The organism is Gracilibacillus sp. Marseille-QA3620, from assembly GCF_054950035.1.
In genome coordinates this window covers 1,936,126-1,963,053 of sequence record NZ_CM143102.1, presented here as the reverse complement: position 1 = coordinate 1,963,053, position 26,928 = coordinate 1,936,126, and the positions used below count along the sequence as shown (strand labels likewise).

Annotated in this window: 28 protein-coding genes, 1 pseudogene and 1 riboswitch; of the genes and pseudogenes, 6 read left to right on the top strand and 23 right to left on the bottom strand. The window is 40.5% G+C overall.

Annotation, left to right across the window (positions count from 1 at the left end):
* Positions 1-23: 23 nt before the first annotated feature.
* Positions 24-890 carry an anti-sigma-V factor RsiV gene (gene rsiV, locus ACY8DX_RS09980; RefSeq protein ID WP_462406756.1) on the top strand — a complete coding sequence of 289 codons (867 nt, stop codon included), beginning with the start codon at positions 24-26 and terminating at the stop codon, positions 888-890.
* 490 nt (positions 891-1,380) lie between these two features.
* Positions 1,381-1,806, top strand: a pseudogene (locus ACY8DX_RS09975) (transposase); the annotation flags it as partial.
* Between the two features lie 180 nt (positions 1,807-1,986).
* Here ACY8DX_RS09975 and ACY8DX_RS09970 read toward each other — a convergent pair.
* Positions 1,987-3,201 (bottom strand): MFS transporter, encoded by a 1,215-nt coding sequence (locus ACY8DX_RS09970; protein WP_462406755.1) that lies wholly within the window; start codon positions 3,199-3,201, stop codon positions 1,987-1,989.
* A 298-nt stretch (positions 3,202-3,499) separates the two neighbouring features.
* On the opposite strand from ACY8DX_RS09970, the gene ACY8DX_RS09965 reads away from it, so the two are divergent.
* On the top strand, positions 3,500-3,823 hold the full coding sequence (locus ACY8DX_RS09965; RefSeq protein WP_462406754.1) for a DUF3784 domain-containing protein: 324 nt from the start codon (positions 3,500-3,502) through the stop codon (positions 3,821-3,823).
* Between the two features lie 59 nt (positions 3,824-3,882).
* On the opposite strand, the gene ACY8DX_RS09960 is transcribed toward ACY8DX_RS09965, so the two are convergent.
* Positions 3,883-4,338: a GNAT family N-acetyltransferase gene (locus tag ACY8DX_RS09960; protein ID WP_462406753.1), complete on the bottom strand. Its 456-nt coding sequence runs from the start codon at positions 4,336-4,338 to the stop codon at positions 3,883-3,885.
* Positions 4,339-4,507: 169 nt separating this feature from the next.
* Here ACY8DX_RS09960 and ACY8DX_RS09955 point away from each other — a divergent pair, with 169 nt between their 5' ends.
* Positions 4,508-5,080, top strand: a complete 573-nt coding sequence (locus ACY8DX_RS09955; protein ID WP_462406921.1) for an HAD-IIIA family hydrolase — start codon at positions 4,508-4,510, stop codon at positions 5,078-5,080.
* A 71-nt stretch (positions 5,081-5,151) separates the two neighbouring features.
* Here the strand turns inward: ACY8DX_RS09955 and ACY8DX_RS09950 are convergent, their stop codons facing one another.
* Together ACY8DX_RS09950 and ACY8DX_RS09945 are read right to left on the bottom strand one after the other, a co-directional pair.
* Positions 5,152-6,327, bottom strand: a complete 1,176-nt coding sequence (locus ACY8DX_RS09950; RefSeq protein ID WP_462406752.1) for an amidohydrolase — start codon at positions 6,325-6,327, stop codon at positions 5,152-5,154.
* Between the two features lie 17 nt (positions 6,328-6,344).
* Complete coding sequence (locus tag ACY8DX_RS09945; protein ID WP_462406751.1) at positions 6,345-7,529, bottom strand: hypothetical protein; 1,185 nt, start codon at positions 7,527-7,529, stop codon at positions 6,345-6,347.
* 666 nt (positions 7,530-8,195) lie between these two features.
* Between ACY8DX_RS09945 and ACY8DX_RS09940 the strand changes: the two genes are divergently transcribed.
* The gene (locus ACY8DX_RS09940) at positions 8,196-8,810 is read left to right on the top strand and encodes a hypothetical protein (RefSeq protein WP_462406750.1); all 615 of its coding nucleotides are present in this window, start codon (positions 8,196-8,198) and stop codon (positions 8,808-8,810) included.
* A 306-nt stretch (positions 8,811-9,116) separates the two neighbouring features.
* On the opposite strand, the gene ACY8DX_RS09935 is transcribed toward ACY8DX_RS09940, so the two are convergent.
* The 3 genes from ACY8DX_RS09935 to ACY8DX_RS09925 form a co-directional block, all read right to left on the bottom strand.
* On the bottom strand, positions 9,117-9,593 hold the full coding sequence (locus ACY8DX_RS09935; protein ID WP_462406749.1) for a GyrI-like domain-containing protein: 477 nt from the start codon (positions 9,591-9,593) through the stop codon (positions 9,117-9,119).
* A 22-nt stretch (positions 9,594-9,615) separates the two neighbouring features.
* Positions 9,616-10,506 carry a pentapeptide repeat-containing protein gene (locus ACY8DX_RS09930; RefSeq protein ID WP_462406748.1) on the bottom strand — a complete coding sequence of 297 codons (891 nt, stop codon included), beginning with the start codon at positions 10,504-10,506 and terminating at the stop codon, positions 9,616-9,618.
* A gap of 88 nt (positions 10,507-10,594) precedes the next feature.
* Positions 10,595-11,035 carry a PH domain-containing protein gene (locus ACY8DX_RS09925; protein WP_462406747.1) on the bottom strand — a complete coding sequence of 147 codons (441 nt, stop codon included), beginning with the start codon at positions 11,033-11,035 and terminating at the stop codon, positions 10,595-10,597.
* A 121-nt stretch (positions 11,036-11,156) separates the two neighbouring features.
* Positions 11,157-11,255, top strand: a riboswitch (purine riboswitch).
* Positions 11,256-11,307: 52 nt separating this feature from the next.
* On the opposite strand from ACY8DX_RS09925, the gene ACY8DX_RS09920 reads away from it, so the two are divergent.
* Positions 11,308-12,495: an MFS transporter gene (locus ACY8DX_RS09920; RefSeq protein ID WP_462406746.1), complete on the top strand. Its 1,188-nt coding sequence runs from the start codon at positions 11,308-11,310 to the stop codon at positions 12,493-12,495.
* Between the two features lie 580 nt (positions 12,496-13,075).
* Here ACY8DX_RS09920 and ACY8DX_RS09915 read toward each other — a convergent pair.
* From ACY8DX_RS09915 to ACY8DX_RS09840, 16 genes are all read right to left on the bottom strand, one after another.
* Positions 13,076-13,750: a lysoplasmalogenase gene (locus ACY8DX_RS09915; protein WP_462406745.1), complete on the bottom strand. Its 675-nt coding sequence runs from the start codon at positions 13,748-13,750 to the stop codon at positions 13,076-13,078.
* Positions 13,751-13,960: 210 nt separating this feature from the next.
* The gene (locus ACY8DX_RS09910; RefSeq protein ID WP_462406744.1) at positions 13,961-15,127 is read right to left on the bottom strand and encodes an endo-1,4-beta-xylanase; all 1,167 of its coding nucleotides are present in this window, start codon (positions 15,125-15,127) and stop codon (positions 13,961-13,963) included.
* Positions 15,128-15,550: 423 nt separating this feature from the next.
* On the bottom strand, positions 15,551-15,922 hold the full coding sequence (locus ACY8DX_RS09905) for a VOC family protein (RefSeq protein WP_462406743.1): 372 nt from the start codon (positions 15,920-15,922) through the stop codon (positions 15,551-15,553).
* Between the two features lie 77 nt (positions 15,923-15,999).
* Entirely contained in the window at positions 16,000-16,344 is a 345-nt protein-coding gene (locus tag ACY8DX_RS09900) for an ABC transporter (RefSeq protein WP_462406742.1), read from the bottom strand.
* A 190-nt stretch (positions 16,345-16,534) separates the two neighbouring features.
* Positions 16,535-17,389, bottom strand: coding sequence for a MurR/RpiR family transcriptional regulator (locus ACY8DX_RS09895; RefSeq protein WP_439802609.1), 855 nt, complete (start codon positions 17,387-17,389; stop codon positions 16,535-16,537).
* A 22-nt stretch (positions 17,390-17,411) separates the two neighbouring features.
* Positions 17,412-18,290: an ROK family protein gene (locus ACY8DX_RS09890; RefSeq protein WP_462406741.1), complete on the bottom strand. Its 879-nt coding sequence runs from the start codon at positions 18,288-18,290 to the stop codon at positions 17,412-17,414.
* 3 nt (positions 18,291-18,293) lie between these two features.
* Entirely contained in the window at positions 18,294-18,986 is a 693-nt protein-coding gene (locus tag ACY8DX_RS09885) for an N-acetylmannosamine-6-phosphate 2-epimerase (RefSeq protein WP_462406740.1), read from the bottom strand.
* 23 nt (positions 18,987-19,009) lie between these two features.
* On the bottom strand, positions 19,010-19,858 hold the full coding sequence (locus tag ACY8DX_RS09880; protein ID WP_462406739.1) for a carbohydrate ABC transporter permease: 849 nt from the start codon (positions 19,856-19,858) through the stop codon (positions 19,010-19,012).
* 5 nt (positions 19,859-19,863) lie between these two features.
* Entirely contained in the window at positions 19,864-20,742 is an 879-nt protein-coding gene (locus ACY8DX_RS09875; protein WP_439802606.1) for a carbohydrate ABC transporter permease, read from the bottom strand.
* 79 nt (positions 20,743-20,821) lie between these two features.
* A complete protein-coding gene (locus ACY8DX_RS09870) occupies positions 20,822-22,210 on the bottom strand; it encodes an ABC transporter substrate-binding protein (protein WP_462406738.1) in 1,389 nt (462 codons plus the stop codon).
* An 11-nt stretch (positions 22,211-22,221) separates the two neighbouring features.
* Positions 22,222-22,884 (bottom strand): GDSL-type esterase/lipase family protein, encoded by a 663-nt coding sequence (locus tag ACY8DX_RS09865; RefSeq protein ID WP_462406737.1) that lies wholly within the window; start codon positions 22,882-22,884, stop codon positions 22,222-22,224.
* A complete protein-coding gene (locus ACY8DX_RS09860; RefSeq protein WP_439802603.1) occupies positions 22,868-23,785 on the bottom strand; it encodes a dihydrodipicolinate synthase family protein in 918 nt (305 codons plus the stop codon). The genes ACY8DX_RS09865 and ACY8DX_RS09860 overlap by 17 nt, the downstream gene beginning before the upstream one ends.
* Before the next feature lie 387 nt (positions 23,786-24,172).
* Positions 24,173-24,676 carry a DUF2716 domain-containing protein gene (locus ACY8DX_RS09855; protein ID WP_462406736.1) on the bottom strand — a complete coding sequence of 168 codons (504 nt, stop codon included), beginning with the start codon at positions 24,674-24,676 and terminating at the stop codon, positions 24,173-24,175.
* A gap of 49 nt (positions 24,677-24,725) precedes the next feature.
* Complete coding sequence (locus tag ACY8DX_RS09850; protein WP_462406735.1) at positions 24,726-25,442, bottom strand: DUF4261 domain-containing protein; 717 nt, start codon at positions 25,440-25,442, stop codon at positions 24,726-24,728.
* 215 nt (positions 25,443-25,657) lie between these two features.
* Positions 25,658-25,888, bottom strand: a complete 231-nt coding sequence (locus ACY8DX_RS09845; protein WP_462406734.1) for a DUF3953 domain-containing protein — start codon at positions 25,886-25,888, stop codon at positions 25,658-25,660.
* A gap of 146 nt (positions 25,889-26,034) precedes the next feature.
* Positions 26,035-26,904: a GNAT family N-acetyltransferase gene (locus ACY8DX_RS09840; protein WP_462406733.1), complete on the bottom strand. Its 870-nt coding sequence runs from the start codon at positions 26,902-26,904 to the stop codon at positions 26,035-26,037.
* Positions 26,905-26,928 lie beyond the last annotated feature (24 nt).

The window sequence follows — 26,928 nt, the reverse complement described above, 5'->3', positions numbered from 1 at the left end:
GAATACAAGGAGGAATCAATCAAGTGGATAAACGATTAGAACAATTGAAGGCAGAGTACCATTCCATCCCGATACCGGATGAATTAGATGAAGTGGTTCACAAAGCCCTCCGCACTCGTCCTAAGAGGAAGAATCTATTTTGGAAGGCCGCCGCTTTAACAGCTGCAGCTGCCCTGCTTTTAACCATCACCCTTAACATCAGCCCTGCATTGGCCAATACGTTATCGGATGTACCGGTAATCGGAAAAATAGTAAGAATCCTCACCTTTCATGAAATAAAGGAAACGAAAAATAACTCAAGTATTGAAATCAAGACCCCTGCGATAGAGGGATTAGATAATACTGAACTTCAAAACAGTCTCAATTCCAAATATATTGCAGAGGGTAAGGAGCTATACAAGCAATTTGAGGAGTCTATGGCAGCTTTAAAAGCTGGACAAAATGGCAATACAGCTATTTACAGTGATTATGAGGTACTAACAAATAACGAGCGCATTCTATCCATCCGACGTTATACGGAACAAACCCAAGCCTCAAGCTATGTGGAAAATAAGTATGATACGATTGATAAACAAAATGAAATCTTACTCTCACTAGAGAGCTTATTTAAAGATGATCGCTATATAGAGGTCATTAGTGAAGAAATCAAAAGACAAATGAAACAGCAAATGAAGGCAGATTCAAATAAAAGCTATTGGATACAGCATGGAGAACCTGGTGAATTCAAACAAATCAAGGAGAATCAGCCATTCTACATTAATGCAGATCATAAATTGGTGATTGTTTTTAATAAGTACGAAGCGGCTCCAGGTTATATGGGAACAGTAGAGTTTGTCATCCCAACCGATGTCCTATCGAATATTCTGGTGAGCCATCTGTATATTAACTAATTTTTCAAATACACAAAGAACAGTGCTTTTTCGCGCTGCTCTCAGACTGTAGACAAAATCCATTAAGGGTTGGTCTACAGTTTTTTTATACTCTTGTACCCCATATGGACGTGAAAGCTATTTTCGGCAGAACGGACTCGCTTTCCGTGGGGGAAGCGCTGAGCCAGCTCGCCTTCGGCAAGAGCTGTCATCAGCCTGCCTCCTTCTCCCACAGGAGTCTCGCCCATTCTGCCGAAAATAGGAGGCTGCACTTCATAATAATAGCACACACAAAACCGGTATTTCCTCATTTTGATATAACAGGGTTAACGATTCTTATCAAAGGTGATGATGACATGTTAACCAAATATACCCCTAAAAACCGTGAACAATTAGAAATGATTACATTAGATCAACTCGTACCCGAGAACCATTTTGTTCGGAAAGTTGAAGCCGCCATTGATTTCTCCTTCATTTACTCATTAGTCGAGGATGCTTATTCGGCTGAACCGAGTTTATCTATGATGAATATTACGACTGTTACCTTTGTCCAGGAGGACAAGAGTTGCCTTATCGTAGGACCACAAAAGAAGGCTATCGTCAGTATGTTTCCAATCCCCTTCATTGTAAGGAATGTCCACTTCTATCTGTCTGCTCGCATTGTAAAAACCATCAGAAGTTGATTCAACGGCATGTTTGGGAAGAACATGTGGAGGAAGCCGACCATCTTCGTCATACAGACGAAAATAAAGCGCTATATGCCAGGCGCAAAGAGACAATCGAGCGAGTCTTTGCCGATGCAAAAGAAAAGCATGGTATGCGATGGACAATCCTAAGGGGATTAAAAAAATTGTCCATGCAGGCGATGTTTACTTTTGCTGCCATGAACCTGAAGAAGATGGTCAATTGGTTGTGGAGAATACCAAAAATGGCCTAAAAAGATACCGGGAGAGGTCTATCTAGGGAGGAAATATCAAAAAATCAAACAAGGGACTGAGAATAAAAGCATTCTCAGTCCCTTTTGTCTACAGTCTGAGAGCAGCGTTTTTTCTCGCTGCTCTTTTTCATGACCGAACCCGCATGATATCGTCCCTTTTCTCCGCCAATAGCCAACTCTTTACCCGTTTATATCTTGGCTCTTGGTCCCTGCTTGAACAAGCGCTTTTGTCTTTAACATCGCAATCGACAGTCCCATCATGAACACACCCGTGATCATAAGAATCCATTTTATGTCGATGACATCTGCCAGAGGACCGAATAAAAGCATCCCCATCGGCATCATCGAGGAAGAAATCATGCTAAATAGACCAAACACACGACCAATATAGGAAGCATCAATATTTTCTTGAAGCATGGTCATCGTTGGCGTGTTAAAGATGGGCATGGAAATCCCGCATATGCCCATGATGACAAGATAGAGAACAAAGTTAGGCACAATCCCAAATAGCATTGTACACAAGCCAAACACTAACCCTCCAAGAACCATCGTATGTACCCGGTTTTGAAACCCTTGCCACGCTGAAATGAGGACACCGCCCAGCATCATCCCAATGGAAAAGGTTAGTTCAATCGCTGTCAATCTCCAAACATCCCCGCCAAACTCACGGGTTACCTGCAGCGGCGTTAAAAAGGAGGCTGGTGCCATTAAGAAAAATAGAATGGAGAAGAAAATGAAAAACCATTTGAGATAAGGCTGTGACCTTGCATACCGCAAGCCTGCTTTAAATTCTGTAAAATAGCCTTCATTCTTAACTTCTTTTCTCACATGCTCCAGCTTTAAAAACAGTAAAATGCCTATGGCAATCACAGCTGTTACAACATCGACAAACAAGATCACCTCTAAAGTCGTTATGGATAACAACCCAGCACTGAGTAACGGAGATGCAAAGAAAATGATTGATTGCAAGGTTCCGTTTACGCCATTTACCCTCATCAGCTTTTCTTCTGGGACGATTTGCGGCAATACCGCTCCAACCGCCGGCGTTTGGATTCCTGCACCGATGGCTCGAATCGTCACAACCACAAACAAAAGCCACATATATTGGATCCCGCTCAAGAATAAAATGGCCAGGATTAATGTCGCTGCCGCAATCAAGCCATCTGCAAAAATGATTAATTTCTTCCGATTGTACCGGTCCGCCCATACCCCTGCAAAAGGCGCTAAAAAGAAAGTCGGCAAAAACCCGCAAATAATATAAAACATCATCATCAATCCTGATTCCGTCGTCAACGTCAAATGCCACATAATCGCATATTGCACAATCGATGACCCAAACATAGACACACTTTGACTCGAAAGAAATAAAGCCGCTTGCCTTTTCCATACTTGCATTGTTTCACCATTCCTATGTTTTTTATCTAGCATAACCCATCTGCCCTTTCATTTATAGGAGATTATACAGAATCTAGTATTCTTTCTGCTATATGGGCATTACCTATATGATAAGGTCATAGCGAATGTTTTATGACTTTTTATCTAGGGATTATTTATAATCATCCATTTATACGTAAAGCAATCCGCAGAGTGGAATTTATCCAGTTAATGAAACCTAGGGTTCATAAAGAACGTATAAATAGGAAAATTCAGATTGTATAAGCAGGATAAAAAAGGAAAAAAGGAGGCGACTTGTATGGAAGCAGTTATTCTTCTGATTATTATTCCATTACCATTCTTCATTTTGGCTATCGTCCTCTCAAAGGGAAAAGGAGCATCATTACTTGCGGGTTACAATACAATGCCAGACAGTGAAAAGGCGAAATACGATGAAGCTGCTCTGTGCCAATTTATGGGGAAAATCATGTATGGGATTAGCTTTAGTCTATTATTATTTGGTTTGAGTGAGTTATTAGATACCCAAGCTTTATTTATCCTTGGTCTCATTTTATTTATTGGTCTTATTATTTTTGCATTGGTGTACGCCAATACAGGGAACCGATTCAAAAAGAATGGTTAATGACTCCATAAAAAAGACAGCCTGCTCATGGAGCATTGGCTGTATGCTGGAAACTTGGGTTAAAGTTTCTTTTCCATTACAACACTCGTTTCTATATACCCTAATTTCTCATATAAATGTCTGGCTTGCTGGTTATGACCAAAAACGTGGAGACCTACACTCTTTAATCCTAGATTCTTAGCCACATATTCCATTTCCATCATCGCTTGTTTGCCATACCCACGCCCTTGATAATCTTCCCAGATATGTATGTCATAGATAAATCCTTTATCAGCTGATCTTTGAGCAAGCCAAATCATCCCCACCTCTTGCTCTTCATCACGAATCATGAATAAGTGATGATTACCCGTCTTTTCCCCTTCTGGCAATAGCTTCTCATATTCCCAAGCGGCCCTGCTAAGTGCATCTGACACATCCCAATTACCAGCTTTAACATGTTCGGCAGCATAGTTTTTGATTGCAAACTCGAGATATCTTTGAAACTCCTCTGACTTCATTTTTTCTAATCTGATCAAGGTATTACCCCCTTACCCCTTGTTTTTCATCCTGATAAATCCTTGCTTGTATTTATAAAATACCATAACTTTAGCCAGGCAGAATGAATGAAGGAGGAATTGCCTTACATATAGCCGAATATAAGAGTATTGTAGATATTTGTTATATAGGGGGAATTCTGTGAGTCACATACAAAAGATAGAAGCGATATTTATAGACAGAGATGGAACCATTGGTGGTGACCACACGATACATTATCCAGGTGAATTCAAAATATTTCCTCTCTCCAAAAAACTCATTCACCAGTTAAAGAGTGATGGAATCAACGTATTTTCATTTACGAATCAACCTGGAATTTCTGAAGGGAAAGCGACTATTCATGATTTCACAGAAGAATTAACCAGATTTGGCTTTGATGATGTTTTCATCTGTCCACATAGTCCCACGGAAGGATGCCGTTGCCGAAAGCCAGGCATAGGAATGCTGCTACATGCCGCAGAAAAACATAATCTAACATTAGAAAACTGCATGGTGATTGGTGATCGATGGAGTGATATGCTGGCCGCCTCATCGGCAAACTGCAAGAAAATACTTGTGAAAACTGGAGCAGGTCTTACTTCATTAAATGAGCATGGTGAAAAACGAAAAGATGTAGAACTAGATTATGTTGCTGAGAATTTAGCCGATGCAATCGATTGGTTGTATGGTCAATTCAAGCTAGATTCCGTTGATTTATTGGAGAACGAACGGAGTGTCAATTGAAATCAGACCACTTCCACCAAAAAAAAGCTTCTCATATCCAGTATATGAGAAGCTTCCTTTTATTCCATCATCTATTCACTATCCGTTAAATAAGCAAATACATATTGGACATATAGCTCAGCCCCAACTTTCAGTGCGTCTTCATCAATGTTGAAATGACCATTATGATGGGCCCAGCGGGTATCCTTCTCCGTATTACCGCAGCCGACTAGCGCAAAACAGCCTGGAACTTCATCCAAATAGAAACTGAAGTCCTCTCCGCCCATCGTTGGATCATCTATATGATATGCTTCATCTCCAAAGCACTCTTTAATGGTTTTTTCCGCCAGCTTGGCACTGTATTCTTCATTAATGACAGCCTGGGTTCCATAGATGTAGGTTACTTCAGCCGTCCCTCCGTAAAGCTCAGCTACCTGGTTGGCATAATGCCGAATTTGTTCTTCAATTAATGTACGGACACCTTTATCAAAGCAGCGCACCGTCCCATCCAATACCGCATTCTCTGCAATGACATTGAATCGACTCCCGACCTCCATTCGGCCAATTGTTACAACAGCCGGCTGCAGCGGGTTCACTTTTCTTGATACAATGGTCTGTACATTCAAGGCAAAGCTGGATGCCATCATGACCGCATCCACCGAATCATGCGGCTGGGCAGCATGACCTCCCCGGCCCGTAAATTTCACTTGGACGATATCTGCTGATGCAAACTGCGGTCCCTTGGCACATTGGATTTTGTTCGTGTCAACAGAGGACCAAATATGTATACCGAATATATTATCTACATTCTGAAGCGCCCCTTGCTTAACCATTGCTTTTGCCCCTTCAGCTACTTCTTCTGCAGGCTGGAAGATGAGGCGAACAGCGCCTGGAATTTCGTCCTTCAACTGATTCAACGCTTTCGCGGCAACCAAGAGCATGGCTGTATGACTATCATGTCCGCATGCATGCATCTTGCCGTCTGATTTCGAGCAGTATACAAGATCTTGATTTATTTCGTGTACCGATAAAGCATCCATATCTGCCCTTAGTGCCACTGTCTTTCCTGGTTTCCCTCCTATAATCTCAGCAATCACGCCGGTCGGTTCTGTTCTGCGATAAGGAATACCCAGTTCATCTAAATAGGCACAAACGAAATTTGTTGTTTCTACCTCTTCCCATGATAGCTCTGGCTCACTGTGCAGTTTTTGACGTATGGAAACGAGCTCTTCATTTAAATTCTCGATTATCTCTTTTACTTGATTCATTTTGTTCTCTCCCCTTTTTATAGCCAGCCTACAAAGATACCGGCAAGAATGACGGATACAATGGTGACAGAGATAAATCCTCCCACAAGCATCGGAGGCATCATTCGGCTTAATAATAATTCTCTTTCTTCATCTGTTTTTGCCAAAGATTTAATTACTTCATTCGTAATGATATAGTCTGCTGGAAATCCAAATAATGCTGTAAGTGACACCGCGAATGCTAAGTAAGGACTCATTTTCAATACTTTCCCTGCTATGAATGAAAAGATGAACATGCCGATAACCGCTAGGATAATCGATACGATAAGAGGTACGATAATTCGAATCATCATATCTGGTGTTGCGTTCTTCAGTCCATCAAACACAAAGAGCATGAGAATCATGATAGCAATCCCGAACCCATTTCCCTTCTCGAGCGGTTGGCGTTCCAGGAAACCGATTGATGTAGCAAGAACTCCAAAGACAAGACAAAGTACAAGAGCATTAATGGTAACAACAGGCGCTACCAGCACCGATGTTCCATATGCTAAAGCCCCGACAATGGCCAACCGAAGAAATTTAAAATAATCCGTATTATACTTCGCAGGCAAACCTTTAAAGAGCTTAGGATTCACTGGTACATCTTCCTTCACTTCCTCAGGCACCGTATAATGAATCTCCCCTTTTTGGTACATTTCAAGAATCCGCTTGCCCTCTTTCTTCAGCATGATTGATGTAAGCGGATAACCGGCAAAACCTTGCATCACGTAAATCACGATCGCAAATACAGCTAAATCTTCAAGCCCTGCATTAGCAGCCCCCTCAGACATAATTAACGAGGAAACCAAGCCGCCAACAAGCGGCGGAATCGCCACCACCATCGTTTTAAAATCAAAAATGAATGTCCCAATAAGCAACAAAATGCTAATAATACCTGCTATACCGGATAAAACGACCACAATCGTTCTCCATTGATTCTTTAATTCTTGAACGGATAATAAGGTCCCCATATTCGTAACGAGTAAATACATAAACATTGTCGCCACAACCGGCCCTATACCAGCAATTTCAACAATATTCTGCGGGAAGAACGTCCAGTAGCCTGCCAAAAATAAAACAGCACAAACAAAGACTGAAGGTACCCAAGCCTTTGTTCTCGCTGCCACTACATCCCCTATGTATAGAATTCCAACTACAATCACGAGCGCATACATTTGTGTCATGATGTCTCCCCCTTTTTTTAACAAAATATGATTTTACTATCATAATATAAAATGATTGATAAATAAAGGGAATTTTAATAATTTTTAGATAATTATGATTTTTTTAAGTCCTCTGCGCTTTTTTGTTCCGAGCTAGAATATTCTCCTATATAGGGGAATACACATATAAATGCTTATATATCAAGTATTCAATTGCAAAAAAGAGCAAATATACTTCACGAAAGAATGCCAAGGAACTAAAGACAGCTCTGTCCCCCTCGTGTAAGCACTTACAAAAAAGAGATTAAACTTCATCTGCCTATTGATATACAAAAATAGAATTATCATTCGATGATTGTTAGAGTAACAAAAGCGTTAAAAATGAGATCCCTTTCAATATTGATAGCAGGTAATTGGGTACGTATCCCTTAAACTAACGCCCTGTTTGTGTAAGTATATTTATTCACATTCTTAATTATAAAGTAAGAGAAGTGCCATAGAAGCTAACACCACCCATCTTTACGAAAACAGCCATCAATAATGATCAGTTAAACTGAATGATTTATTATCCGAACCAATATAACTACGTAAATAAATTGAAAAGTACATTTTCTCCTATATTCTTTAAAAATATGTATAATAGAGTTTGTTCGCATAATCAATATTTTCTAGGAGGATTTAAACAACATGAAGAAAACACTTTCTGTTATGGGTACATTACTATTGTCCCTAGGTATTTTAACAGCATGTGGAGGAAATGAAGCAACAAAAGAGCTAGAAGAAAACGATACTGAAAAATCAGAGGCGAAAGTCAATTCTAGTGATAGTGAAAACAAAGAAGAAGCTACAAAGGAAGAAGATATATGGACTTACTATGAGGATGCCGATTGGGAAGGTACATGGGAAGGACTAAAATTCACTATCCAAAAAGCTGTTGTATCGGATAAAGCTCCAATGGTAGATGATAATGGCAAAGAAGTGACTTCAAGTGCTGTAGGCGTAAAAATGAAAATTGAGAATACAACTGCAGATAAGATTTACACAACTTATCCAGACCAAGCCACATTAGTCACTAGCACAGGTGAACAAGTAGAGGCGGATATGTGGTTATCAGATAACTTAGGCGGAGAAATCCACGAAGGTGTTATTAAGGAAGGTAACATTATTTTCTACCTGGAACGTGGAAAAGCTGAAGAAATCGATTGGATTAAACTTACTTGGAGTAATAGCTATGAAGACCCAGACGGGAACTATGATAATGATCTATATGACGACCAAGAAGTAAAGCTTGAACTGAAATAATCTATACTTGTATAGCGGGCATTCTATCGATTGCCCGTTATACAACACGAGTAATGGTTATACATATTTAATAAAACGAGGTAGTAACACCTTGCGCGATGTTCTTCCTTTCGAGTGAATGACGAGCTAAACTTTACTTAATTGGCAATGTTTAATATCTAACTAGAAAATGTTTTTATCCTTTTTCAAAAGAGTTTGGAATCTATACTTCCAAACTCTTTTTTGCTTTATCTTCACCTATATAAAGAATGTAGAAAAAGTTCCCTTTCTTTAAGCCTAATACGCCATATTAGCTATATAAGTTTCTTACTCAATCGTATCAAACAACTCTACATCTAAATCCTCCGCATCCCTCCAATCATGATACTTTTCGATATGCCAAGTATTCTTTCGCCTTACATAGCTGTTTTCGTCAATCCACTGATGTAAGTCATGATAGGCGTCTATTATTTGATGATTGGGTCCTTTATGCCCGATAACGGCATAGCGTTGAGCTGGTATGGTCAAGGTCACCATATCTGATGGTATATCCTCAAAATCCTTTACTTCCACACAAACCCAGTACCCATCCTCCTCTGCTGTTTCATTCTCCACCATAAATGCGCCAAACTGTTCCCTTGGATTCATTACTTGTTTAATTTCATCTATGCGCTTACTTAACCTGGATGACGCTTTCGGTATTTCAACAATATACTGATCACCTGAACACAACACTCGAAAACCGACTAACCTTAATTCATCAAGCTCTTTAACCGTTATATTTTGATTGATTGTTTCAGACATGTTCATCCCCCTATTCAATTCATCACAGCCAATGTTCAGGAGCTGTTTGTGCAGATGGTAATTTCGTGTGCCTATTCCCCTTAGCTGAATTCACTTGAACTTGTGTAAGATAAAGACTGCCGATTAGGTTAGTTCCTCTTAAATCAGCATCTCTTAAGTCCGCACCAATGAGGTCTGCTTCTCTTAAATCAGCTTCTCGAAGATCAGCTGCAATGAGCATAGCCCCTCTTAAATGGGCTCCCCTTAGATTAGCGCCTCTTAAATTAGCCCCAATTAAATCGCGGCCTTTGATGTCTTTTCTCTTTCTTCCAGGTTTTTTGGTATGCTTCCCTTTTGTCCGTACTAGTTCACTTGTTTGTTTTAGTAAAATATTCACGTTTTCCCGGGTGTCTGGGAGATAGAGAGTTAAGATGGATTCGGGGCTTAAATGAGTGAGTTGTTCGGTTTCTTTAACCGTTTGCTCTAACTCCTTATAGATTGGGCGAGCATCCTCTCTATGAAGAGCCTCAGATAAGTAATAAAGCATTTCATGAAGCTGTTGTACGATGGGGAATACAGCGAACATTTCCTTAGCTGTCGCTTTATTTTTCCGCCAGTCATTGCCCTTGTATAACACTTGAGAAACGTGTTGCCCTGCGCCAAAGCATTCATAGACTGTGCACCCCCTGAAGCCATTCAGCCTAAGGTTTTTATGAATTCCACAACGATGGTCTTGCTGGAGATTTCTGCAAGGCGTCCCTTCCTCTTTATCAAAGGCAAAATCAGAGGAAGCCGCAAAGGATAAAGCTACACAGCATAAGCCAAAACAATTCCCGCAGTCAGCACTGAATTTTTTTCGATTGTGATCATTCACTATATGTTCAGGCAAATGATTCTTCACATCCGTTCCTATTTTCATAGATACAAAATACAATTGTTATTCCTATTCGAGGGTGAACGGCAGAAATCCTTCTAAAAGTCATCCCTAAACAAAAAAAGCCCCTGCTCAGGGACTTCCTTCACTATTCAATCCTTATACCAGGATTTCGTTTTTTAAGCTCACTGATAAATGCCTCTTTATTTTTCGGTGAAATTTTAATACTGCCAAAAACAGTTGTCTGATTAGTGATTTCTATCGCATCTCTCGAGGACAGGATTCGATACCCAGTAAAGATGGCTTTTGTTGGGGCGACCTTGATGATTTTCTCGTATGGAATCCGGCTCTTGAATGGTCCACCCTTGATGAATAAATGGTCTTGGTGAAAAATATACTGTACAGAAAAGCACGTCCATAATAGAAAACCGATAACCATAAGAAATACCGAGACCAATATAATGCTTCCAGCTAAATCATGACGCATCCCCTCCAGGAACAATGGAAATATGGTTACAGAAGCGATAACAAGTACGACAATCACCATAAAATTCACAAAAAACGCATCCACTTTAGAGCGAAAAACCATGATGCATACCTACCTCCCTTTATATCTAAAACTGTATATCCTTACCTTTATTATACGATATTAAAATTTAATACTTGCTAAATGAGCGATAAGCTAGTAAACTTTTCAAAGTGTGCTACAAAAGAACAACATAATTTCAACCTGTATAACCTCAGAATATGGCGTGAGGGTCTCTACCAGGAACCATAAAGTCCTGACTACAGAAAATGAACCTTTTTCATTTTTTGTAGTCAGGATTTTTTTATTTTGTACAGAAAGGACGATTACACAATATGAATCTTAAAGTCATTATATTAGCTTTATCCGCTGTGGCGGTTGGATTGGTGGAACTGATCATCGGCGGAATTCTTCCGAACATCGCCAATGATTTAAATGTATCAATCAGCACGGCTGGACAACTGATCACAGTCTTTGCCCTTATTTACGCGATTGCAGGACCGGTTTTATTGGTCATGACGAATAAATATGAGCGTAAAAAGGTCTACCTCATCGCCATGGCCATCTTCTTCTTAGGAAACATCATCACCTACTTCAGTCCAAACTACACGGTTATGATGATTGCCCGTGTGTTAACGGCGATGAGTACGGCCTTAATCATGGTCTTATCCTTGATTATCGCGGCTAAAGTCGTTCATCCGTCACACCGGGCAAAGGCAATTGGCCTTGTAACGATGGGAATCAGCTCATCGCTTGTTATGGGTGTTCCGCTTGGCATCTTGATTTCAGAGCAATTCGGATGGCGTATCCTTTTCCTTGGAATAGCCGTTCTTTCAGTTGGATCATTTATTCTCGTTTCTATCTTCCTCGAACGGATTCCTGGAGAAAAATCGATTCCGTTATCACAGCAATTAAAGGCTGTCGCCAGTCCAAAAATCGGCACTGCTCATTTGGCAACGATGTTCATGCTGGCGGGGCATTACACAATTTATGCGTACTTCACCCCGTTCCTTGAGGACGTCATGCATTTAGATGGGAATTGGGTCAGCATCTTCTATCTATTGTTCGGAATTGCGGCGGTAAGCGGCGGCGCATTGGGAGGCACGCTCTCTGACGCGATTGGCCCGCAAAAGAGCATCATTATCTTCATCGTCTCATTTGCGGTTGTGCTGTTCCTATTGCCGTTCTCCACATTCTCCATGTTCGTCTTCATCCCTGTGATGTTGATTTGGGGAGCACTCAGCTGGAGCCTATCACCTCCGCAGCAAAGCTATCTGATTCAAACAGATCCGGCTACATCCGATATTCAACAAAGCTTCAATAACTCTGCTTTACAGGTCGGCATCTCCATTGGATCTGGATTCGGCGGAATTGTATTAAGCCAAACAGGCTCCGTTTCGCATACGGCCTGGTACGGTAGCGCGGTTGTTCTCGTGGCACTCGCTTGTGCGGTGTTCTCGATTACGAGAAAGGCTGTCGTCAGGGAAAGAAATGTAAAGGAATTGCACGAATCGAACGCTTAAAGCGCAGGATAAAAAGGAGTTCCCCTTGCATTAGGAGGAACTCCTTATTTTTAATCATCACGGTCCTGATACATAGGCTTGTATTCTTCTATTCCCTCCCGCAATGAACAAATCATACTATCTAGAAGTGAACAAATAAAACTAGAAACCACACCACTTCGCAACCAAGTCAACTATTGAAATAGGCTCTCATTGTACGCTCCAGTCATAGGCGTATGAATTTCAAAGGGCATACAAGAATAGTGTATCCAGCGCTATCTTCCCATCAGCCACATATGGTGAATTCCATAAAATCTCTTAACAATTTTCATGTATTTATTTTCTTTCCAAGATGTCTCCTAGAAACAGAAATAGTAGTCCACTTACTAGACTAGTTGCAAAAGCCCATCTCAATACCATTACCACATACTCTGACAATTCTTTCGTATTGGTGGTCGTTACCCCCTCACCTATTGTCTCAATCGAAGAGAAAGATGTGACAAATAGACCAATTCCTAATCCAACAAAAAACCCTATCCTCAAATAAAAGACTAAATTCTTTTTTTTAATGATTATCACCCCAATCTGAACATTAAAGCGGCTAAGAATACCATGGCCCCTTTATTTGAGCTCCTATTCCTTCAAGACTGCTTGTTTGTCTAACACTAGAGGCAATGCAATATTGAGCAGCATAATAGGTAGTCATAATAAGGACATGTGAGTAGGGAACGTCCGATACAAACATATTCCATGATAAGACGGTATCAGAAACGACAAAGAGCAAGCTGCCGATGATGGCAAACCGATTGCCGGTCATAAAAGCAGCCCAAGCCATAATTGAAATCGCCCCAATATAGAAAATCACCGGAATGATTAATTCATCCTTCCCTGATAGCTGTAGTGCTTCGATTAGCTTATTCCCGATAATGAAATCAAATGCGAGAAGCGGCAGGATGGATAAGAAGCGAAGCGTCGAAAAGGTCCACCGTTTCAGAAAGCCAAAAATATAAATGATATGCCCAATTAAAAAGCAGCTCAGCCCAATCAAAAACCAATGTAGCAATCCATCTCCAAACATGCAAAAGATAAGACCCGCGAGGATAAGCCCTTTATTTGTCCGAACACGATCCGTTCTCTGGATAAAGGCAAAATAGATGATCAGCCACATCGGAATGAGCTTGAACAAAATCTTCAGCCAAAAAGGCTCTGATGGGATGAGAAAGATATAAATAGTGCTCATAACTAAAATGAAAAGAGAAAGCAATTTAATCTTCATGAATGTCTCCCTTCTACCGAATTATTTTCGTATCATAATTGAATCAAAATCAGCTCTATCTTGTATTCTACATACTTGCTTAAACACCTTTATTTCTGTATCATTTTTCCATTATCCTTGTATATTTTACTAGACTCGGATTCTCCCTAAATAGAAAAGAGTTCCGAGAGCCAGCAAAACTGCTCAAGGAACCCTTCCTTCCATTCATCCCTATCTGTCAATAATCGCCCAATAAGAAGGCTTCACATTGTATTCATTATCAAACACAAATGGCGCATCAACCCCTACGCCGTCATTATATTCTTCTGCACGGTCATTGAGCCATGTATGGTTGTCAGCGACACCCCAGAAGGTAACACTGCTGATTTTATCATCCAGTCTCTCATACAACTCGAACAGTTGATCATAACGAACAGCCTGGCGCTCAAACTCACTCGCTGGAATAGCATCATAGGTCGGGTATGCCGGTCTTGGCGGCCAGCCATATAGACTGACATCTAACTCTGTAATCTGATTATCAAGTCCTAAACCAGCAAATAGATTAATGGAATCCTCAATCTCCGTTAAGGTTGGCCACCCAATTTGGATATGGGCCTGATGCCCGACTCCATCAATCGGTACACCTTCTTCAACCAGTTCACTCACTAGATTGTAAAGATACGTTCTCTTTGGCTCTACCTCCGTGTTGTAATCATTAATGAAGAGCTTGGCATCTTTATTGGCGTATTTGTCGGCTGTTTCAAAGGCTACTTTAATATAATCCGTACCGGTGATTTGATACCAAGGAGATTCCCGGAGACCCTTATCATTCCCAGCATACTCGTCAATCACCTCATTCACGACATCCCATGAGGTAATATCATTCTTATAACGCTTCACAACTGTCTTGACATGCGTCTCCAATCGCTTCAATAAAAGCTTCTTATTCTTTTCTCTTTGCTTCGGATCGGTCTCTTCCACCATTTTGTTGCCTTCTTTATCAAGGAAGAACCAATCTGGCACCTGACTATGCCAGATCAACGTGTGGAATCTGAGCTCCATTTTATTCTTTTTCGCAAATTTGACAATCTTATCCGCATCCTTGAAGGTAAACTTACCTTCCTCAGGCTGGATATTAATTGGCTTCATCACATTCTCAGCAACCAGACTATTAAAATGGCGTTTAAGAATTTGGCCATCCTTCCCATTGAGCATATGCGGCTCAACTGCTGCCCCTATATCAAATGAATCCTTATACCGTTCATCAAGCTCAACCGGGGCTTTCATCGCACTAATTGGTTTCGTTGCCGGCCCTGCAGAAGCACTGGACAGACCACTGGATAATAATAAGGCTGCAGCCGCAGCAGAGAAAAGCTTCATACGTAATCCTTTAGGCATTATTTGTTCTCTCCCTTCATTTATACAAGTTTTTATATTAGAAGAACTGCCCTCCTTTCATCAAACAAAATGTAAGGGCTTTCAATTTATGTCAGGAAAATATGTATCCCTCTTGTTGAGATTGATTATAGCAAGTCACCTTTAGTTTATCCAGTGAACAAACTAAGTTTACTGAAAAATGAATCTATTTATCTATGACTTTGGAAATATGTCAAAGTTTGCGTGTATTTAGCATACACAAAAGCTAAATAGCCCTGTTCTAAACAAGGCTATTTTCATATCTTCGTTGTCAATAAGCCCTAGTTCCCTTCCCCATAAAAGGTGAATGCTGACTCCTTCTTCTCCATTTATCCATCATCAAGAATAAGGACAAAACGAGAATACGGAATATCACCATAAATAAAAAGTACAGGTACAGGCCCCTTACCAGTGGACTTGAAGTTTATTGCCACTGGGGTCATAAAAGTGGAAAAAAGTATGACCATGATCTTCTTGTATATCCTCAACCTTAACCTGATTATCCATTAAGTGTTGATGAAACTTTGATAGTTCTGGACTTGTAAAGCCAATGCTAAATTCCTGTTCATGATTAATGGTAAAATGGGCAAATGTTTCATCTTCGGTAGGAACTAAGATAAGCAAGAATGGTCCCTCATTTACTTTTAAGATGGCTCTTTCCTCAGAATGGTTGAGTAACTGGAGCCCTAATACATCACGATACCATTTGGCTGACCGTTCTAAATCTTTTACAGGAATTCTAATATAATGTACTTGTTCAATAAATGATTTACTCATAACCCTCTCCCCTTTATTTAATCTTGTCGATCAAATTATCCCTTCTAACAAACTTCCTAGTATTCGTAGTTTAATGTCTACTTTATCCTCAAAAAAGTTTTCCATTCCCGTAAAGCATTTTTACAATAATCATCACCAACATTTTGAACGACCGTTTCTATATTCTTAAGTTCTTGCTTAACGACCGGATGTACCTCGGTTGTATCTGCTTTATGATAGATAGAATGTAAGAAATCTAGCGTTTCTCCGATTAAATAAGGCTCCCTCAACTTGATCAGTTCATTTATCACGGATGGAATAGAATCATACGCTTCAATCGGTGTTAACCGCTCAATTATTTTTTCAAAAGAATGACTGAAATACCATTCGTCCTGATCCAGCTTATCTTGCCAATCTGTATAAATTTCACTTAGTTCACGCATGCTAACTCCCTCTTTTGCCTAAATTTAAAACCATCTCCAAGCGTTAGGAGAGAATCGCTCTTATATCCTTTCTGCAAAAAAATCATATCCCCTCCTTTTTACAGGCTGACCACAATTCTAAAGAAAAAAGACCTCCCTCCGTTCCATGAACGGATAAGAAGGCCTCATTACTAACACTCATATTCCAACCCTACAGCATTTTCTCAACGACTGCTTTCGCTGTAAGCTCCTTATTGTAGATCGATTCCTTATTTGTTCCCTTGAAATAGGCGAAGTATAGAAGGTCTAATAGATAGAGCTGCGATATCTTAGCGGTCAGGCTCCCGCCCTGCAGCGGTCCTTCATTGGCACCGCATAATAAGGTGATGTCCGAATAACTTGTGAGATGAGATTTAGCAAATCTCGTGATGGAGATGACAGTCGCACCTCTTTCTTTAGCGACCTTTGCAATCTCAATCGTGTCCTTTGTTGAACCGGAATAGGAAATCAGGATCGCGACATCCTTTTCCGTCAATAGGGAAGCGGACATAACCTGAAGATGAGAATCCATCGAGCATTCTGTTTTATTTGTTATTCTCATAAACTTGCTTTTTGCTTCCATCGCCGTCACTAATGATGATCCTACGCCAAAAAAATGAATCCGATCTGCCTTAATCATATGCTCAGCTGCTTTTGCGATATCCTGTTCATCGATAAGATTGTAGGTCTCGGTCAGTGCATTGATATTGGTCGACAGGATCTTTGATGACAGTTCTGGAATGGTATCCTGCATCGTAATCTGACTTGATAGCTGAGGCGTTTCATCCTCTAAAGAGACACTATGGGCCAATACGATCTTAAATTCCTGATACCCTTTGAGATCAATCGATTTACAAAATCGAAACACACTTGACTCGCCGACATGACAGGCGTCTGCCAGATCGGTTATCGACATATATAGGACGTCTTTCGTGTTTGCTAGAATGTAGTCGGCTACTTTTTTTTCGGTGTTTGTGAAAGAAGCGTATCTTGAGTGGATTAGAGAAAAAATATCTTGATAAGCCATTTATACACCTCTTCTTCTATTGCTATTTACTATGCAGGGATACCGCTCCTAGGACGCCAGCCTTATTGCCAAGTCTTGCTTTCAAGATTTGAACATCCGCATAGCTTTCCATGATCAGCTCTCTGACTTTACGGTCTACCATTGCTGCCAGCATGTCTTGCTCCATGATTCCACCGCCTATGATGATGGCTGGCGGATTAAATACATGGATTAAAGAGGTGAGACCATACGCCACCTCCGTTACCCACTCATCCAGCACTTTCTCCAGCCTGCTGTCTCCTTGGCTAATCGCCTCAAAAATGATTCGGCCATTGGTGAATTTATGATCTATATCGGCAGCTTTTCGAATTAATGCAGTGGTAGAGGCATACGTTTCATAGCAGCCACGCCGGCCGCAATTACATGGATAACCCAATGGATGGGTAATCATATGACCAAATTCTGCCGCAATGCCATTATACCCTCTATGAATTTGGGAGTTCAATACAATCGCTCCCCCAATCCCTGTCCCATAGGTTAAGCAGAGAAAATCATCATAAGGCTTCCCCGCTCCAAATGCTCCCTCGCCGATTGCTGCCGCATTGGCGTCATTCTCGACTAAAACCGGCACATGAAATTCATGCTCTAGGATCGCCTTTAATTTTGTTCCCGTATATTGAGGGATATTCTCATTGGCATAAATGATCGATCCATCAGCTATATTTACCTGACCAGCCGTACTGATTCCAATCGCCTCGAATCCAGGATTTTCTGTTATGTATTGAATCAATCTCTCGACTAAATGCTTGCCGCCCTTTTTACTCTCAGAGGGGTACTCGCCAAAAGATGTAAGATGACCATGCTCATCCGAAATCCCAATCTTAATGGATGTACCGCCAATATCTGCTCCTAATATATTCATCTCTCATCCCTCGATTGCATGAAGAAACTTTTTCGTGATTTCCATCGGCCTTGTGATGGCCGTTCCAACAACAGCACAATGGACGCCAAGATCAAAGACACTTTTCAGTTCTTCAGGAGTCCAAATCCCACCCTCGGCAATTACGGGAATATCAAAGCGTTCCACCATTTGTTTAATCAGCTCAAGGTCAGGCAAATCACGATGATTTGAGTAGTCCGTATAGCCGCTTAATGTCGTCCCTAAACAATCAAAGCCTAACCGACAGGCTTCCTCTGCTTCCTCGATTGTTGAACAGTCCGCCATAAACAATTGGTCGCGATATTTCTCACGGTAGATTGGAAACACCTCACTGATGGTCTTTCCGTCCGGTCTTACCCTTTTGGTTGCATCAAGGGCGATGATTTCGACCTTTTCATGGTAAAGGGCATCCACTTCCTCTATCGTTGGTGTGATAAAGACATCTGACCCTTCATAAACCTTCTTGATGATGCCAATGATGGGCAGGTCGACATTTTTCTTTATCTCTCTTATATCCTCAATACTATTTGCTCTAATTCCTTGTGCTCCGCCAAGCATTGCCGCACGCGCCATTCTCCCCATAATGAACGGGCTATGGAGCGGCTCCTCAGGAAGCGCTTGACACGAAACAATCAACGTTCCTTCCAGTTGGTTCAATATCTTATTCTGGCTGTTCATTTTCCCATCTCCATCTCCCGAATTTATTCCTTGACTGCCCCAATGGATATCCCTTTTGTAAAGTAGCGTTGGAACATCATAAAGATGATCAGCATAGGAACAGCGGCTACTGTGGCACCAGCCATCTTATAGGCAAAGTTCGGATTTAAATCCTGCATCAAGGTAGCAATACCGACCATTAACGTCTTCGAATGTTCATTTTGGCCTACGACTAGCTGCCATAGGTAATCATTCCATACTTGGACAAAATTCAGAATAAATAATGCCCCAATCCCAGGCTTCACCATCGGTAGCATGATTTTATAAAAAATCGTAAATTCACTCGCCCCATCCATTTTGGCTGATTCACGCAAGGAATCAGGAATGGAGTCGAAGAAGCCTTTCAGCATGAATACCCCAAACGCTGTGGCCACATTCGGCCAGATCATGCCATTTAGCGTGTTGACCATGCCGAAATCCTGGATAATCCGGAATAAAGGAACGATCATGACTTCCTTTGGTACCATCAGGCTAGAGATGAAGATGATAAAAATAATATTCTTCCCTTTAAAATTCAGCTTTGAAAAGGCATAAGCAGCCAGGCTGCTGACAACCACTAAGGCAATGGTCGAAACGAGGGAGACATAAATACTGTTATAGGCCCATCTAAAGGCAGGCTGATTATTGAAGACATCTACATAGTTCGCAAAGGATATCGTCTTTGGGAACCAATCCGGCGGCATTTTCACCACATCAGCACTGTTCTTGAAGGAGCTCGTGATCAGCCAATATAGCGGAAATAAATTGAGAAGGGCAAAGAAAACGACGAATCCATTTATGATGATATCGATTTTTTCTTTTTTCTTTTTGTTTCTATTCTTCTTTCCAAACAAGCCTCTCACCCCTTATCTTTCTTAAACATCATTCTTAACTGCGGAATGGATAGGACCAAGGTAATCAAGAACATGATGACCCCCACAGCTGAAGCGATGCCGAGCTGGTTATATTTGAATGCATTATTGTATAAGTAGTACATAAGAGTGGTTGATGCATTGTTCGGTCCACCGCCGGTTAAGAGCTGGATGACGACAAAGATCTTTAAGACAGCGATGATATTCATAATGATTATGTAGATGGTTGTGGGCTTAACAAGCGGAATCAGGATTTTAAAGATGATGGTCATCCGGTTAGCGCCATCGATTTCAGCCGCTTCAAAAACATCCTTTGGAACCCCAATCATGGAAGCGACATAAAGGATAATGGCTTGACCTATGTTCGTTGCAAAGGTGATAAAGATAATCACGGGCAGCACGAGGCTTTTATCTCCAAGGAAATTAACCGAGACTATTTCTAATTCTCTTGCCGCATATGGGATAAGGCCGTTGGCAGGATTAAGCAAAAAGCTCCATACCATACTCATGACGACCATAGACACCATAACAGGTATGTAATAACTGCCCCGAATGAAGGAGACATATTTGGCATTCTTATCAAAGATAGCGGAAGCCACAAAGAGGGCAAATACAACGGTTAACGCGACAATACAGATGACAAAGATGACCGTATTGACGGTTGATTTCATAAAGACAGGGTCGGCGAATAATCGCTGATAGTTTTCAAAACCGACGAACGTCTCCTGCTGATAATTAATCCGGAATAAGCTTAGCCGGATTCCTTCAATGATCGGATAGACGATAAAGACTAGAAAGAGTAAAAGCTGCGGCGCAATAAAAAGATACCCCGTTATGTTTTCCTTCAATGATTTCGTAATCTGCATGGTATTCCCTTACCTTTCTATATAACAATCTTAAGCTCTTTTTCAGAGCTTAAGATTGTTATCCATTCTCATTACAGGGTTATTTCTGATAGATGACCGAGTTCGCTTTTGATTCCTCGATGATTTGGTTTCCTTTTTCCTGATAATCCTTCACGACTTGCTTCGGTGTCTTATCACCCGTGAAAAGGGCCTGAAGCTCTGGATAGAGGACCTGTCTCAATTGGCTGTATCCAGGGACATTCCCGGTAAAGTTAAACATATACTGTGCATTGTCATTGTAAGCGGCGAAGAGCGGATTATCATTCTTGAACTCTTCGATAACGGAATCCCGTACCGGTATTCCATTTTTGGAAGCCTTAACAAGCTCTGGATCAGAGGAAACAAATTGAACGAAATCCTTGCTGACCTTCATGCGTGTTTCATCATTTGTATTAAACACAGCCGCTCCAGTTACATAAGTAAAGGTAAGCGGATCTCCACTTTCAGATGGAATATTCGCTAGTCTCATATCAAATTTCTGTGTTTTTCCGCTTTCCATATCTGCTTTAGCATTGGTAGCCAAGACGGAATTCGTGAAGCTGATCGCAAGCTGTTGATTCTGGAACATCGCATTCGCATCATTGGAAGAAACCGATTCAGCTCCAGGGTTTGTATACCCGCTCTCATAAACCTTCTTCAGCCATTCAGCTGCCTTCACTCCATCCGCGTCATCAAGGGTGATATGGCCGTCCTTATCGAAGAATGAATTGCCAAACATTCGTAAGTAAGCTAAGTTCCATGTATCACCTTGATTATTCAGTGCATAAAGCCCCATTGGATAAGCGTTTGGATACTTGTCTTTTGGCAGATTATCCTTTAAGCCTTTGAGGATCTTTTCATAATCCTTCAATGTCCAAGTGCCGATTTCATTCTCTTCGGCAATATATTCGTCGAGTCCTGCCGCCTTAAACATATCCGCGTTGTACGCTAATGTACCAGGCATATGGGAGAATGGATAGAAATAAATATCATCGCCAAAGGTGACGCTTTCCCAGTAGCTTTCCGGGATATCCTTCTTCGCTTCATCATCAATCACATCGTTTAATGGCACTAAAGCTCCCCTGTGGGCATAATCCCCCATCGCAAAAACGCTTTCAAAGAACACATCAGGAGGCGTTCCCCCATTTAGATTGACATTGAGGAGCTCATCCCTTTGATCTCCTGCAATCACTTCGACATTAACCTTTACATCATGCTCCTTATACTGCTTGGAAAATTTCTCGGCAGCATATTTGAAGAAGCTGTCATAATCTGCCCCATCCTCTGAACCATCCATGACACCCTTCCATTGAGGAGTCAGCCAAACAGAAATTTCCACCTGATCTGATTCTTTCCCATTTGACTCTTTTGAATCATTGGAACAACCCGTGACAATCACCAGCAAGAGCAGCATAGCCGTTAATACAGTCAGATAACGCTTTTTAAACATATACCTTCCCCCTATCCATCTCCTAAAATGGTCTTTACTTTATTGAAGACAAGCTTTGCTAAAAGCTCGTGGCCTTCCTCATCGAGATGCATATAATCAATCCGGTTCATAGGAACCTTGCCCTTCGAATCAAGAAGCTCAATACCAGATTCCTGTAATAGCTCCGTCAAATGGCTGGCTAAATGCTCCGTTTTATCATCACAATCTTTCCCCATCGATTTACCGATTGGTGTCTTTGCATATTCCGGTCCAATCGGCGGCGGCACAACGACTAACACAGGTGAATTCAGTCCGTTGTGTCCTGACAAGAGCTGCTTAGCCTTGAAGGAAAGCTTGGCGATTCCTTGTGCGATATTAAAGGATGTAAGACCAAAGCGCTCTTTGGCATCATTCGTCCCAAGCATGATAATGACAAGTTCAAGCGGTGAATGGCTCATTAAACAAGGCTGCAGATACGTACTTCCATTCATCCCTTCCAATAAGGGGTCATCTAATACGGCTGTTCTACCCGGAAGACCTTCCTCTACTATTTGATACTCCTCACCAAGATGCTCCTGCAAAAGTGTTGTCCAACGTATCCCTTCAGGAAATCTTCCACCCATGCTTGCGTCAAATCCCCAGGTGTTTGAATCTCCAAAGCAAACGATTCGTTTCTTCTCAGCCCTGTTTTGCATACGTTTGAATGGATTGATCGATCAGATTTTTTATGTCGACTATTTTCTCTAGATCCTCTCCGCTCACTGGCTCTAATGGCGCCCGCACACTTCCTATGTTGACCCCATTAAGCTTCAATACTTCCTTGATGGCGGAATACATGGATCCATTCAAGGAGCAAAGCGCGATAATAATATCATTGATATCCTTTTGAATCCGTCTCGCCTCAGCAAAATTTCCTGTTGAGACAAACTCTTCAGCTGCCAGCAAAAGCTCTGGCATCACCGCATAAGTACCACCAATACCACTGTCTGCCCCAATTAGCCGGCCAGATACAAACTGCTCATCAGGGCCATTGAACACAATGAAGTCCTCCCCTGCCGCCGCTTTAAACCTTTCAATATCCATGACTGGCATAGACGAATTCTTCAGCCCGATTACCTTATCGTTCTCAAGCAATTTCGTAAAGAGATTCATAGACAAGCTGTATCCGGTTGTCTGCGGGATATTATAAATAACGAACGGCAGCGTAGAAGCCTCCATAATATCCGTCCAATAAGCGTAAATCGAGCTTTCAGGAAGCTTGAAATAAATCGGAGGAATCGCGGATAGCGCATCATACCCTAATTCCTCGGCATACTTAGCCAAACGGACGCTGTCTCTCGTGGACGGTGCACCAACATGAGCCATTAACGTCAGTTTCCCTTGCAGGCTTTCCGCAACATATCTTAATGTTGCCTTTCTTTCTTCCAGGCTCTGATAGATACATTCACCAGAGCTCCCGCCGACATAAAGTCCGTTAACCCCTTTTTCCAAAAGGTACCCACATAAATCCTTCGTTCGCTCCTCCGACACCTCTCCTAAGTCATCGTAACAAGCATAAAAAGCCGGAAAAATCCCTTTAAATTTGTCCAATCCCATCTCGCTCACACTCTCTAACATTTATTGTTATGTTTTCCAGTTTCAATATAACATGGGAGGAAATAGACTGTAAATAATTTTCTTTATTTTTAGAATTAATGAAAAAAATTTCGATTATTGTTACTTAGCAGGATACCAATTGTCGCTGATTAGATGTACATCATAAAAAACCGCTACTGATTAATGATCAGTAGCGGTTTAGATCAACGAGGGGTTTTAAGAAACTCCAACCCACCTAAGATTAAGCTTGTTTCGTAGTACTGGATTATGCTTTCGTAAGGAGTGTTGCAATTCCTTTCATCTAATATATAAAAACAGCCACCTCCAGATAGGAAGTGGTTGAACTGGTTGTTGAACGTTTGCTGCATCGATTGTTCATTAAGATACTTACTTTATTCGTAAAATGGTATGAAACATTCTAGGTTTATGTTTTTCTAATGCTTGTATTAACTCATGACCAAAAACAGTAATGGACTTCTCCCAAGGGTGACCTAATAATCCCCAATTAAATTCTCTTTGTAAAAAGAAATAATAATCTCCATTAGGGAAAATAGGAACTAGCCACTCATTAAATTCATCTCTTGGAAACGCTAAAAAGGGATTAACCCAATAGCAAGGATGTTGCCAATCTAAAGCATAAACATACTCATTTTCATTTGTTAATTCCCGAAAAGCTAATAAAGATTTCTCTTCAAGATTACGATAAAGCCATTTTATCTCCTCTAAGTCTCCTGACCAACAAAAATAACTGGAAATATCATATGTAATAAACGGCTTTGGCACTTTAAATGAAGGGAAATTACTTCTACTAGGTTTAAACTTAAACTTTCCATATACCATATCCCATACTAGGTCAGATTCTGAATCTGAAAGTTCAATCCAATTATTCAAAATAAACCTACTCCTAAAAAAAGATCTCTTTTAAAAACACTTCCATTTATTATGCCTGAAATAAATGAATGAACCCAAATGGATTAAAGAAAACATCCTCTTTCTCATATCTACATTCATTGATGAAAGCTATTTTGTATAAAGGTGAATTTTGCTCCAAACTAAATGTTTCACCTTCCTTAAAAGATGGTTGTTCAATAATGTTATAAAGATTAAAGTTATTAAGAAGGTCTGCTGCTTCTTCCGGTGATATTGAGGAAGAAGTCATGACATCAGGTAATCCAAAAGCTTTCATTCCACACGAAAAATAACTTTCCTCATCCCCAATAAGAGTTACAAAGTGAGAATAGACAGGTAGATAATCTTTGTTTGCTAAAAGCTGATACCAATCATCTTTGGTATGGGCAATTCCGGCTGTTTCAACTTTTACTGCTAAACCACCAGACTTTAATAAAGATGCTCCGACATCTACCAGTTCCTTAAGCTCTTCAAACCCATTTATATTGGCTATTACATAGACGGTAAGGGTATGATGTTCGATTTCATCTAAAAGGCCATCTTCAAAGAAACCTGCATATGAGAATGCTTCCTTTAAATGGGGGTCATGTTCATAAACTTCTACTTCAAAACATACGTCTTTTTTTGTGTTATGAATAATGTAACCAGCCATTAAATACCCATCGCCGTTAGATGTAACTGCCTGTATTAACTCTGTTCGATTTTTCCACTTTCCAGGAACCCCAATAATGATTTGGACTTCTTCCATAAAAACACTCCTCTGAATGGGATACAAACAAGATGTACCATCGTATGTTTTAAATTTTTTATTGAATTGGTAAAACCCTCTATTTCAATGAAACAATCATTTCCTTTTACTATCCCCTTCTTGGACTAACCTCCATCATTTCTACAATAAGAAGGAGTCCAAGATATAAGGGATTTAATCCTCTATCTTCTCTAGGTCATGCCCTTAGCTACATTCTATAAGAGATCCATTATAGAAACGGTGAAAATAAATAAGGAAACTACAATAAACAGATATCCAATACTTCTCTTCCTGTCTTCTTGAAGTTCAATTAATCCAGATACCAACATAAGTGCACCAAGAAGCAGCATTAAATAGGACATAAATTCAAAGTTTTGGCTAATCACACCATATCCTGATAATGCAATAACACTAACCGCTAAGATAGATCCCAATATTTTTAGCATCCCAGCCCCCCATCCTCTATTCTCTTTTCAAGTTGTTCATTCATTTTAGTACTTTGAATTCAATAATATGTCTTATAATAGAATACCTTCCTTAGCCATCCTTAAAAAGAGCGGAACAACAGCCATTGGCATAGAAACAAGGACATTTAAAGTTCAAGAAGATAACTTATTAAACTATCTTTCTGTTCGAATCCAGTATTCATATATAAGTGATTCGCTAGGCTGTTTGTATGATTAACCGTTAATGTAATTTCTTTTATTTGTGGGTATGAAAACATATCTGTAAGGGCTTCTTTTAACATTATTGTGCCTAAGCCTTGATTTTGGGCTTTTGCTGATATACCGATATATTCAAGCGACGCTTCTGACATTTCAGGATTCACTTCATAATAGGCATAACCTTGTAACACATTAGATTCAGTTTTAAGCACTCGTAAGGTATTTCCAGCACCAAGCCTTTCTGTAATCGTTCTTGCATCATAGTAAGTATTTGGGAAGGTTTCGTTATGTAATTCTTCAAAGGCTTTAAAATCACTTTCTATAAACGGAACACTGTTCATTTTGCTGACTCGCTCAAAGTTTCGTTCTTTCATTTCCAGGATAAGGTGTTCACCTGTCTTTTTTGCCTTTATTTCCTTCATAAACTGTTGTTGCTGGAGGTTTTCTTTGTTGATAAAAAAAGAGAAGGTTTGAACAGTTGGATTTTCATTTTTCAACTCTTCCCATAATGGATATTGCAGGTTAACAGAAGATGTTTGATTAAAGGGTCCCCATACTTCTGCACTCGTTTCATCTATATCAAAACCAATGGCTGCTATGATTTCCTCGCTGTTTCTTGCAAGGATAAAGTTGATATCTCCATGATCACCAGAGACAAAATCTTCCTTTAATGTTTGGTAGATTTCCTCAACCTTCTCGCCACAATAACCTATATTTGATTTCTTATGTTTATTTATTTCAGATAAAAAAAGGGATAATTCTTCAAGGTCTATTGCTTTTTCGAATGTCACATTCATATCATTTCCCCACACTTCATTCTA

What these genes read in the sequence shown, in the direction of transcription:
- ACY8DX_RS09970 (WP_462406755.1), bottom strand. Translation starts at nt 3,201, where the DNA reads ATGCAAGTATGGAAAAGGCAAGCGGCTTTATTTCTTTCGAGTCAAAGT.
- ACY8DX_RS09965 (WP_462406754.1), top strand. Translation starts at nt 3,500, where the DNA reads ATGGAAGCAGTTATTCTTCTGATTATTATTCCATTACCATTCTTCATT.
- ACY8DX_RS09950 (WP_462406752.1), bottom strand. Translation starts at nt 6,327, where the DNA reads ATGAATCAAGTAAAAGAGATAATCGAGAATTTAAATGAAGAGCTCGTT.
- ACY8DX_RS09945 (WP_462406751.1), bottom strand. Translation starts at nt 7,529, where the DNA reads ATGACACAAATGTATGCGCTCGTGATTGTAGTTGGAATTCTATACATA.
- ACY8DX_RS09940 (WP_462406750.1), top strand. Translation starts at nt 8,196, where the DNA reads ATGAAGAAAACACTTTCTGTTATGGGTACATTACTATTGTCCCTAGGT.
- ACY8DX_RS09935 (WP_462406749.1), bottom strand. Translation starts at nt 9,593, where the DNA reads ATGTCTGAAACAATCAATCAAAATATAACGGTTAAAGAGCTTGATGAA.
- ACY8DX_RS09925 (WP_462406747.1), bottom strand. Translation starts at nt 11,035, where the DNA reads ATGGTTTTTCGCTCTAAAGTGGATGCGTTTTTTGTGAATTTTATGGTG.
- ACY8DX_RS09920 (WP_462406746.1), top strand. Translation starts at nt 11,308, where the DNA reads ATGAATCTTAAAGTCATTATATTAGCTTTATCCGCTGTGGCGGTTGGA.
- ACY8DX_RS09915 (WP_462406745.1), bottom strand. Translation starts at nt 13,750, where the DNA reads ATGAAGATTAAATTGCTTTCTCTTTTCATTTTAGTTATGAGCACTATT.
- ACY8DX_RS09910 (WP_462406744.1), bottom strand. Translation starts at nt 15,127, where the DNA reads ATGCCTAAAGGATTACGTATGAAGCTTTTCTCTGCTGCGGCTGCAGCC.
- ACY8DX_RS09905 (WP_462406743.1), bottom strand. Translation starts at nt 15,922, where the DNA reads ATGAGTAAATCATTTATTGAACAAGTACATTATATTAGAATTCCTGTA.
- ACY8DX_RS09900 (WP_462406742.1), bottom strand. Translation starts at nt 16,344, where the DNA reads ATGCGTGAACTAAGTGAAATTTATACAGATTGGCAAGATAAGCTGGAT.
- ACY8DX_RS09895 (WP_439802609.1), bottom strand. Translation starts at nt 17,389, where the DNA reads ATGGCTTATCAAGATATTTTTTCTCTAATCCACTCAAGATACGCTTCT.
- ACY8DX_RS09890 (WP_462406741.1), bottom strand. Translation starts at nt 18,290, where the DNA reads ATGAATATATTAGGAGCAGATATTGGCGGTACATCCATTAAGATTGGG.
- ACY8DX_RS09885 (WP_462406740.1), bottom strand. Translation starts at nt 18,986, where the DNA reads ATGAACAGCCAGAATAAGATATTGAACCAACTGGAAGGAACGTTGATT.
- ACY8DX_RS09875 (WP_439802606.1), bottom strand. Translation starts at nt 20,742, where the DNA reads ATGCAGATTACGAAATCATTGAAGGAAAACATAACGGGGTATCTTTTT.
- ACY8DX_RS09870 (WP_462406738.1), bottom strand. Translation starts at nt 22,210, where the DNA reads ATGTTTAAAAAGCGTTATCTGACTGTATTAACGGCTATGCTGCTCTTG.
- ACY8DX_RS09865 (WP_462406737.1), bottom strand. Translation starts at nt 22,884, where the DNA reads ATGCAAAACAGGGCTGAGAAGAAACGAATCGTTTGCTTTGGAGATTCA.
- ACY8DX_RS09860 (WP_439802603.1), bottom strand. Translation starts at nt 23,785, where the DNA reads ATGGGATTGGACAAATTTAAAGGGATTTTTCCGGCTTTTTATGCTTGT.
- ACY8DX_RS09850 (WP_462406735.1), bottom strand. Translation starts at nt 25,442, where the DNA reads ATGGAAGAAGTCCAAATCATTATTGGGGTTCCTGGAAAGTGGAAAAAT.
- ACY8DX_RS09845 (WP_462406734.1), bottom strand. Translation starts at nt 25,888, where the DNA reads ATGCTAAAAATATTGGGATCTATCTTAGCGGTTAGTGTTATTGCATTA.
- ACY8DX_RS09840 (WP_462406733.1), bottom strand. Translation starts at nt 26,904, where the DNA reads ATGAATGTGACATTCGAAAAAGCAATAGACCTTGAAGAATTATCCCTT.